The sequence below is a fragment of the Cellulomonas iranensis NBRC 101100 = JCM 18110 genome (assembly GCF_001552375.1).
Classification (GTDB): domain Bacteria; phylum Actinomycetota; class Actinomycetes; order Actinomycetales; family Cellulomonadaceae; genus Cellulomonas; species Cellulomonas iranensis.
In genome coordinates, this window is record NZ_BCRB01000021.1 from 46,898 (window position 1) to 54,495 (window position 7,598).

Here is a 7,598-nt window from a genome sequence, read left to right on the forward strand (position 1 = left end):
GGACAAGCCTGCCACGCCCCGGGCGTGGTCCGGGACGCGCGATGCCCGGCGCCGGCACGCCCGCCGCACGGCTGCGCCCCGCCGGTCGGTCGACCGGCGGGGCGCAGCGTCGTCGCCGGGGACGACGACCGGGCCGCTCGGGCCCGCGCGTCAGCGCCCCAGGCGGAGCGTCAGCCGCGCCGGGTCCGTCGTGGCGCGCCCCGCGTCGTTGCTGAACACCGCGCGGTACTGCGTGCCGACCGCGAGCGGCGTCACCGGCACGCGCAGCGTCGTGCCGTGCGCACCGGGAACGGGCAGCCAGGGGCCCGAGAACCACCGGAACTGCCACCGCACGGCGGGCTGCGGGTACCCGGTCGCGGCGGCCTCGAACGTCGCCCACGACCCCAGCCGCGCGGTCGCGTCGGCGGGGTGCCGCACGACCACCGGTGCCGCCGCCGCGACGGCGAGCCGCGCGGCCCGCGTCGTGGCCGTCCCCGACGCGTTCGTGAACACCGCCCGGTACGACGACCCGGCGGCCGCCGCTGTCGCCACGACCTCGAGCGACGCGCCCGTCGCACCCGGCACGTCGCGCCACGTGCGGCCGTCGCCGACCTGCCACTGCACCGTGGGCGCCGGGACGCCCGAGGCGGCCGCGGTGAACGTGGCGGTCGTCCCGAGCGCCGCCGTCACGTCGGTGGGCTGCGTCGTGACGACCGGGGCGACCGCGGCGACCGACCCGTCGCGCTGGTCCGCGACGAACGACGCGACCCACGACAGCGCCGAGTTCCAGTTGATCGTGAGCTCGTTCGACGCCCACGAGCTGATCTCGTCGAGGTAGCAGGTGGCCGGTGCGCACCCCTCGGTGAACGCGGCCTGCATGGTCGGGTCCCACGTCGAGGCGATCGAGTTGGGCCCGCCCGCGAGAGACCCGACCGGCGGGTGCGGCAGCGACGGGTCGAGCTGCGCCGCGAACCAGCGCGAGTGCTGGTTCTGCGACGACACCGTCCCCCAGCCGGTCACGTACGAGCGGTTGAGCGCGTTGCGCCCGAACAGGTAGTCCAGCCCCTCGAGCGTGCCGCGCAGGTACCGCGCGTCGTGCGTGAGGTCGTACGCGGTCGCGGTCACCACGAGAATGTTCGCGACGGACGAGTTCGAGCCCCAGTCGTACACGCCACCGGTCGGCGAGTACACCGAGCCCCACGGCTGCGCGTCCTGGGCCGCGAGGTAGGCGTCGGCCGCGGCGACGACCGACGCCCGGACGGCGTCACGGTCGGGCAGCGCGTTCGGCACGGTCGCGAGCGTGAGCCGCCCCAGCGCCGCCGTGCTCCCCCACGAGAACCCGCCCACGCCGAACACGTCACCCGTGTGGTGCGGGCTCGCCGCGACGTCGTCGGCGTACCGCTGCTCGCCGGTCGTGACGAACAGCTCGGCGGCCGCCCAGTAGAACTCGTCCGTGACGTCGGCGTCGTCGTACGGGCCGCCACCGTCGTTGCCCGCGGCCGCGGGTGCGTACACGTCGGGGTGCGCGAGCGCCGCGTCGTACGTCGAGCGCGCCGCCGCCAGCAGCGTGTCGGCGAACTCCTGGTCGTACGGCGCGAACAGCCGCGCGCCCTGCGCCGCGACGGCCGCGACGTTGAGCGTCGCCGCCGTGGACGGCCGGTGCAGCGAGCGCGGCTGCGCGTCGTCCGCGGGCATCAGCGGCAGCCCCGTCCAGCCCTCGTCGTGGACCTTGTGGTGCACCATGCCCGCGTACTCGCCCGACGGCGCGACCATCCGCAGCATCCAGTCGAGCTCCCAGCGCGCCTCGTCGAGCACGTCGGGGACGCCGTCGCCGTGCTCCGGCAGGGCGAGCGTGCCGTCGTCCAGCGCACCCGGCCGCGCCGTCGCGGCCGTGAGCGTGCGCTCGTACGTCGACAGCAGCTGCGCGACCGCGATGCCGCCGTTGACCACGTACTTGCCGTGGTCGCCCGCGTCGTACCAGCCGCCGCTCACGTCCAGCGTGTAGTCGCACGTCCAGCCGTCGTAGTAGTCGCGCGGGCCGATGCACGGCACCGCGGTGTCGCCCTGGTTCGGGGCGACGCCGACGTGCCCCGCCTCGCGCGCGTACTGCTCGCCGACGATCGACGCCTCGATGTCGGTGCCCGAGCGCGCGAGGTAGAAGTAGTTGAGCGCGTCGTACCGCAGCTGCGCGTACAGGTCCGCGGCGATCGTGAACGGGTGGCTCGTCTCGCCGGCGGCCACCAGCGTCAGGCCCGTGCCCGTCGCGTCGACGTCGGCCATGTCGATGACGTGGACGTGCTCGCCGGACGACGCGTCGTCGCCGACGACCTGCGTCGAGCCCTGCGCGAGGGTCGCGCCGTCGGCGTCGTGCAGCTCCCACGCGACCGGCTCGGTCGCGTCGGTCACGAGCGTCGCGCGCTTCGGGCCCTGCGGCAGGTACCCCACCTGGTTGACGCGCACGCGCGGACCGGTGTCCGGCTCGTACGGCGGCGGCGGGGTGGCGGACGTGGTCAACGAGACCTCCGAGAGGCAGAACGTGTACGGCGCGGCCTTGCCCAGGTGGAACGCCACCTGACCGGCAGCCTCGCCGTCGGCGGGGAACGTGTGCGCCGCGGTGAACGGGTACGCCAGGGTCGTGGCCTGCGTGCCCAGCGGTGCGGCGGACTGGTCGAGCACCGTACGGTACGCACCGCCGCCCTCGCCGACGATCGCGCGCACGGGTGTGGCGGGCTCCGTGCGACCCGTGAAGGTCAGCACGTAGTTCTCGCCCTCCTCGATAGGCAGACCCGTGAACGACAGGCCCGCGTCCCAGGGGTTCGCGTTGCCGCCGGGCACGTCGACGCACATCTCGCCGTCCGCGAACGTCGGGTCGCCCGTGCCGTACAGCCCCCAGGGCCCGAGGCCCTCGGCGAACGACGTGTGCGGCAGCAGCTCGGCGTCACCCGTGAACGCGACGTCGTCGAGGCAGAACGTCCACGCGTCCGGCGTGAACCCGCCGAGCTGGAACGCGATCTGCCCCTCCGGATCGCCGTCGCCCGACGTCGCGGGGTACGACGCGCCCGCCGTGAAGACCTCCTCGACGGGGGTCGGCGCCGAGGTGAGCGTCGGGCTCGTGTCGAGGACCGTGCCGTACGGTGCGCCGTTCTGGCCGACGAGCGCGCGGATCGTCACGTCGGTCGACGCGCTCGCCGTGTAGCTCAACGTGTAGGTCGTGCCCTCGTCGACGGCGACGCCGTTGAGGACGACGCCCACGCCGTACTGCGCGGAGCCGGCGGGCACGTCGACGCACAACGCGCCCGTGCTCGTGTCCACGTCGCCGTCCGTGCCGTAGGCGACCCACGCACCGGCGCCGTCGTCGAAGTCGTCGTCCACCGCCGTCGCGGGCGCCAGCCCGGCGCCGGCGAGCACCGCGGCGGCCGTGAGGGCGGTCACCGCGTGGGCGGTCCGTCGTGCGCGTCGAGAAACCACGTCGTCTCCCCTGGGTTCGGGAGCGCTCCCACATCGGTGTGGGCCGCGCTCGTCGTGCGAGCCAGGGTAGGGGTGAACCGGACGATCCGGAAGAGCCCGGCACCCGCCCGCGGCGGGCGCGCCGTCGCGTGTCAGGTCGCGGCGGGCGAGAACACCACCACGGGATGCAGCCGCGGCCCGCGTCGCTCGACGACCGCGACCAGCGCGCCGTCCGGGCCGATCGCGGCGAGGGGGCCGGCGGGGGCGTCGCCCGGCGCGATCCCCTGCCCGTACGACAGCGCGCGCGCGTCGGCGTCGTCGAGCTCCCGTGCGGGCAACGCGGCGCGCGCGGCGTCCGCGAGCGGCAGCACGGTCACGGGGCGGTCCTCCGGGGTCGCGGCGAGCTCGTCGAGCGTGCGCGCGTCGGCGAGCCCGTACCCGGCGACGCGCGTGCGGCGCAGGGCCGTGAGGTGCCCGCCGACGCCCAGGGCCGTGCCCAGGTCCCGCGCGAGCGCCCGCACGTACGTGCCCGACGAGCACGTGACCGCGACGTCGACGTCGAGCACGGTCACGCCGTCCACGGCGGCCGCCCGCACGTCGAGCACGTCGAACCGTGCGACGTGCACGGGGCGCGCCGCGAGCTCGACGTCCTCGCCGGAGCGGACGCGCGCGTAGGCGCGCTGCCCGTCGACCTTGATCGCCGACACGCTGCTCGGCACCTGCTGGATGTCACCCGTGAGCGCCGCGACGGGCGCCACGAGGTCGTCCCGCGTGAGCGCGGACGCGTCGTGGACGGCGAGGGTCTCGCCCTCGGCGTCGTCGGTCGTCGTGGCGACACCGAGGCGCACCGTCGCGGTGTAGTCCTTGTCCGCGCCCGTCACGTAGGTGAGCAGCCGCGTCGCACGGCCGATCCCGACGACGAGCACGCCCGTCGCCATGGGGTCGAGCGTGCCGGCGTGCCCGACCTTGCGCGTCGACGCGAGCCGTCGCACGCGCGCGACGACGTCGTGGCTCGTCCACCCGGCGGGCTTGTCGACGACGAGCACGCCGTCGTCCGCCGTGGGACGGCGCGGCCCGGCGGGCGGGCGGGCCGCCCGCTCGGGTCGGCTCACTCCTCGGTGTCGTCGTCGGCGCGGCGGTACGGGTCCTCGTCGCCGGCGTAGCGCGCACCCGCGGCGAGCCGCGCGACCTCGGCGTCCCGACGGGCCGCCTCGGACAGCGCCTCCTCGAGGTGCGCCGCGGTCTCGGGGACCGCGTCGAGGTGGAACGCGAGCGTCGGCGTCAGGCGGATGCCCGTCTGCTTGCCGACCTCGGAGCGGATCAGGCCCTTGGCGCTCTCGAGCGCCTTCGCGGAGCCGTCACGCGCCTCGTCGTCCCCGAGCACGGTGTAGTACACGTCCGCGTGCTGCAGGTCGCCGGTGACGCGCACGTCGGTCACCGTCACGAACCCGAGCCGCGGGTCCTTCACGCGCGTGTCGATCATCTGCGCGACGACCTGCTGGATCCGCTCCGCGAGCTTGCGCGCCCGTCCTGTGTCAGCCATGTCCGCCGTCCTTCCCTAGACCTTCTCCCCCACCGCGCGGATGGGGCGACTGACGTACGAGGACGACCGGAGGGAGGGGGTGGCGGGCCGTGGTGGGCCTGGCACGGGCCGCCAGGCCCGCGGTAGGCCCGCCACCCCCTCCCGGAGGTCGTCCGGAGATGAACCGACTGACGTCAGCTGCGCGGCTTCTCCCGCATCTCCCACGTCTCGATGACGTCGTCGACCTGCAGGTCGTTGAACGACCCGAGACCGATACCGCACTCGAAGCCCTCGCGGACCTCGGTCGCGTCGTCCTTGAACCGCTTGAGCGACTCGATGGTGAGGTTGTCCCCCACGACCTTGCCGCCGCGCAGGACGCGCGCCTTGGTGTTGCGGCGGATCTCGCCCGAGCGGACGAGCGAGCCGGCGATGTTGCCGAACTTGGAGGAGCGGAACACCTCGCGCACCTCGGCGGTACCGAGCTGCACCTCCTCGTACTCCGGCTTGAGCATCCCCTTGAGGGCCGCCTCGACGTCGTCGATCGCCTGGTAGATGACCGAGTAGAAGCGCACGTCGACGCCCTCGCGGTCGGCCAGCTCCTCGACGCGCTCCGCGAACTTCACGTTGAAGCCGATGATGATCGCGTTGTCGACCGTGGCGAGGTTGACGTCGTTCTGCGTGATGGCACCCACACCGCGGTGGATGACGCGCAGGTCGACCTCGTCGCCGACGTCGATCTTGAGCAGCGCGTCCTCGAGGGCCTCGACGGCACCCGAGACGTCGCCCTTGAGGACGAGGTTGAGGGTCTCGACCTTGCCCTGCTGGAGCGCCTGCGTGAAGTCCTCGAGGCTGATGCGCTTGCGACGCTTGGCCAGGAGGGCGGCACGCTCGGCCGCCTCGCGCTTCTCGGCGATCTGCCGTGCGGTCCGCTCGTCGGGCGCCACGAGGAACGTGTCGCCCGCGCTCGGCACCGACGCGAGACCCAGGACCTGGACCGGACGTGCCGGGCCCGCCTCGGTGACGGTCTCGCCGTGCTCGTCGAACATCGCGCGGACACGGCCGTGGGCCGTGCCGGCGACGATCGCGTCACCGACGTGCAGCGTGCCGGACTGGACCAGGACGGTCGCGACCGCACCGCGGCCCTTGTCGAGGTTCGCCTCGATGGCGACGCCTCGCGCGTCCTTGTCGGGGTTGGCCCGCAGGTCGAGCGACGCGTCGGCGGTGAGCAGGACGGCCTCGAGCAGCTCGTCGATGCCCATGCGCTGCTTCGCCGAGACGTTGACGAACATCGTGTCGCCGCCGTACTCCTCGGCCACGAGGTTGTACTCGGTCAGCTGCTGGCGGATCTTGTCGGGGTTGGCCGACTCCTTGTCCACCTTGTTGACCGCCACGACGATCGGCACGTTGGCCGCCTGCGCGTGGTTGAGGGCCTCGATGGTCTGGGGCATCACGCCGTCGTCCGCCGCGACCACGAGGATCGCGATGTCCGTGACCTGCGCACCACGGGCACGCATGGCGGTGAACGCCTCGTGACCCGGGGTGTCGATGAACGTGATGGCCCGCTCCTGGCCCTCGTGCGCGGCACGCACCTGGTAGGCGCCGATGTGCTGCGTGATGCCGCCGGCCTCGCCCGCGACGACGTCCGTGGACCGGATGGCGTCGAGGAGCTTGGTCTTTCCGTGGTCGACGTGACCCATGACCGTGACCACGGGGGGTCGCGGTGCGAGGTCCTCGTCGCCCTCGGCCTCGAGCTCGGCGTCGAGGTCGATGTCGAAGGACCCGAGCAGCTCGCGGTCCTCCTCCTCGGCCGACACCATCTCGATGACGTAGCCGAGCTCGGCCGCGAGCGTGCCGAACGTGTCCTCGTCGAGCGACTGCGTCGCGGTCGCCATCTCACCGAGGTGGAACAGCACCGTGACGAGCGCGGCGGGGTTCGCGTCGATCTTGTCGGCGAAGTCGTTGAGCGACGAGCCGTGACGCAGGCGGATGACGGTCTTGCCGTTGCCGCGCGGGACGCTGACGCCACCGAGCGACGGGGCCTGCATGGCCTCGAACTCCTGGCGCTTCGCGCGCTTCGACTTCCGTCCGCGGACGGGGCGACCGCCGGCGCGACCGAACGCGCCCTGCGTCGAGCCGCGACCGGCGCCGCCGGGACGACCGCCGCCACCGGGACGGCCGGCGAAGCCGCCACCGCCGCCGGGGGCGCCACCGGGACGACCGCCGCCGCCGAAGCCACCACGACCGCCGCCGGGACCACCGCGGCCGGCGCCCGCGGGGCGCTCGCCGGGGCGACCGACACCGCTCTGGGTGCGGCCGGGCATCATGCCCGGGTTGGGGCGCGGACCGCCGGGACGCGGACCGCCCGGACGGGGACCGCCGGGACGCTCGCCCGCGGCCGCGGCCGGTGCACCCTCGGCGGGACGCCGGTCACCGGGACGCGGCATGCCCTGCGAGGACGCGAACGGGTTGTTGCCCGGGCGCGGGCCACCGGGGCGCGGGCCGCCGGAGCGGTCCCCGCCGCGGGGCATGCCCTGCGACGGCGCGAACGGGTTGTTGCCGGGGCGTGCCGCGGGACGCGGCGCACCCGGGCGGGCGCCGCCGGAGGCACCGCCGCCCTGCGCGGGACGCGACGCCCCGGGACGCGCGGCGG

Annotated in this window: 4 protein-coding genes; all 4 read right to left on the reverse strand. The window is 74.5% G+C overall.

Features of this window, described 5'->3' with window-relative positions; translation table 11 throughout:
• Positions 1 to 150: 150 nt before the first annotated feature.
• Complete coding sequence (locus CS2_RS06625; RefSeq protein WP_233421092.1) at positions 151 to 3,411, reverse strand: glycoside hydrolase family 9 protein; 3,261 nt, start codon at positions 3,409 to 3,411, stop codon at positions 151 to 153.
• Between the two features lie 167 nt (positions 3,412 to 3,578).
• On the reverse strand, positions 3,579 to 4,538 hold the full coding sequence (truB, locus tag CS2_RS06630) for a tRNA pseudouridine(55) synthase TruB (protein ID WP_070319374.1): 960 nt from the start codon (positions 4,536 to 4,538) through the stop codon (positions 3,579 to 3,581).
• The gene (rbfA, locus tag CS2_RS06635; RefSeq protein WP_046528123.1) at positions 4,535 to 4,969 is read right to left on the reverse strand and encodes a 30S ribosome-binding factor RbfA; all 435 of its coding nucleotides are present in this window, start codon (positions 4,967 to 4,969) and stop codon (positions 4,535 to 4,537) included. The genes truB and rbfA overlap by 4 nt, the downstream gene beginning before the upstream one ends.
• 173 nt (positions 4,970 to 5,142) lie before the next feature.
• The coding region (gene infB / locus CS2_RS06640; RefSeq protein WP_070319375.1) for a translation initiation factor IF-2 at positions 5,143 to 7,598 on the reverse strand (2,456 nt) is incomplete at its 5' end.

What these genes read in the sequence shown, in the direction of transcription:
- rbfA (WP_046528123.1), bottom strand. Translation starts at nt 4,969, where the DNA reads ATGGCTGACACAGGACGGGCGCGCAAGCTCGCGGAGCGGATCCAGCAG.